The organism is Streptomyces sp. NPDC088354 (genome assembly GCF_044753585.1).
In the GTDB taxonomy this organism is placed as follows: Bacteria; Actinomycetota; Actinomycetes; order Streptomycetales; family Streptomycetaceae; genus Actinacidiphila.
On record NZ_JBIVNJ010000154.1, the window covers coordinates 1 to 1750 of the forward strand.

Here is a 1750-nt window from a genome sequence, read left to right on the forward strand (position 1 = left end):
CTCGGCGTGCGCGCCGCGGGTCTGGCCGCCGGCCCGATGACCGGTTTCGACGCCGAGGGCATCGACAAGGAGTTCTTCCCCGAGGGCGACCACTCCGTCCTCGCCGTGGTGAACATCGGCAAGCCGGGCGAGAACGCCTGGCGCGCGCGCTCGCCGCGCCTGCCCTACGACGAGGTCGTCACCACCGTCTGACGACGATTCGAGGCAGAGGCCGTTCTGGGCGTGGGGATGAACGCGTTCCGGTGTCCTCGCTACTGGCCACATGTCCGGAGCACGGACGCCATCTGGATAACCCTCCGTGTATGTCGGGTCCCTGCTGGAAAACGTGGGGACCCGACTATCGCGCCAGCCGCCAGATCTCAGGCGTCGCTAATCTCGGACTGCGATTCCAGTGGTGGTCAACTGATTTGTCCCAGGAGGCCCGGGCCTTCAGGCTTGGGAGGAGTGGGTCCTCGGGTTGGAGTCCGTGAGGCGGTGGAGTTCTCTGCGTCTCTGTTCTGTCCTGCGCTCTCTTTCGGTGTGGGTGAGGGCTGTTAGTTCTCCAGCCGGACTTTTGTATCTACTCTGGTCAACGGCCTGGCGGTGCGGAGTGTAGTGGGCGTGCGGACTGGCTAGGGTGGCCTTTCGCCGACGTTCCACAATCGGTTGGCCGCGCCGCGTGTCATGGCTCCGGCTCGAGCTGTTCGTTGTGATCCATGACGTACCGACGAACGCCTGGGACCTGGCACTGGAAGAACTCTTCCTGCGCATCGGAGCCCGCTTCTCCCGCGTGGAGGCTCGGCGGCGGATGCGGGACTACGTCCGTGGTTTGCTCCACCCGGTCGGCCGCAAGAACAGCTGGCAGCTCGCCGAATACGCCGACGGCCATGCCATCCCGCACGGCTTGCAGCACCTGCTCTCCCACAGTCAGTGGGACGCAGACGCAGTACGCGATGACCTGCAGGCTTACGTCGCCGGGCGACTCGGACATGCCAATGGTGTACTGATTCAGGATGACACCGGATTCGTCGAGAAGGGCACCACCTCAGCCGGAGTGCAGCGCCAGTACTCCGGCACCGCCGGGCGGACAGAGAATTGCCAGATGTGTCGCGCGCCGCACCTGTGCGTCGCGCTAACGGTGGATGCTGGCCCGCCGCAGCATCGCCAAGCCTGACGAGATCGCCTACCACCTTGCCTGCGCTTCGCTGGACGCCACCATCGCCGACCTGGTCCTCGTTGCCGGATGCCGCTGGAAGGCCGAGGAGTGCTTCCAGAGCGCGAAGAACGAGTGTGGCCTGGACCAGGAAGGGCACCGCCACGGTGGGCGTCCAGCGTCAAGACACCGGTACCGCCGGACGCATCGAGAACAGCCAGGTGGCCGTCAAAACACGAGGCCGCCCCGACGCTGAATCACACCACCCGGGTTTTCCGGCTCAAGAACCGGCGCCTGCACCTCGCTGGCGGCACCCTCTGATCGCGGCGTGCTCCCGCGACCTGGCCGCCGCCCTCACGCCGGTGCGCGCCTACCAGGACAGCCTCGACCACTGGTGCGCTTTGTTCATCGTCGCCGTCCAGGTGCAGCCGCTCCCCGCCACCGGCGTAGTGATCGGTATCGATGGGGGCGTTGCTGAGACCGCGATCACGACCAGCGAGGCGGTAGGGGCAGTCAGCCACTACTAGACGAGTAAGTCCGATCTCCGGTCAGTGGTCGTAGGCGATCAGTGACCGGGTGATCGGCGCGTTAGTTGCGTTGTTGTGCCAGATGGCGGCG

1 protein-coding gene and 2 pseudogenes are annotated in these 1750 nt (G+C 65.9%); all 3 read left to right on the top strand.

What is annotated here, in order from left to right; translation table 11 throughout:
• Window positions 1–192: pseudogene (locus ACIP98_RS42415) on the top strand (nitroreductase family protein); the annotation flags it as partial.
• Between the two features lie 487 nt (window positions 193–679).
• Window positions 680–1084 (top strand): annotated as a pseudogene (locus ACIP98_RS42420) (transposase); the annotation flags it as partial.
• 215 nt (window positions 1085–1299) lie between these two features.
• Window positions 1300–1659 carry a hypothetical protein gene (locus ACIP98_RS42425; RefSeq protein ID WP_401982231.1) on the top strand — a complete coding sequence of 120 codons (360 nt, stop codon included), beginning with the start codon at window positions 1300–1302 and terminating at the stop codon, window positions 1657–1659.
• Window positions 1660–1750: the final 91 nt, after the last annotated feature.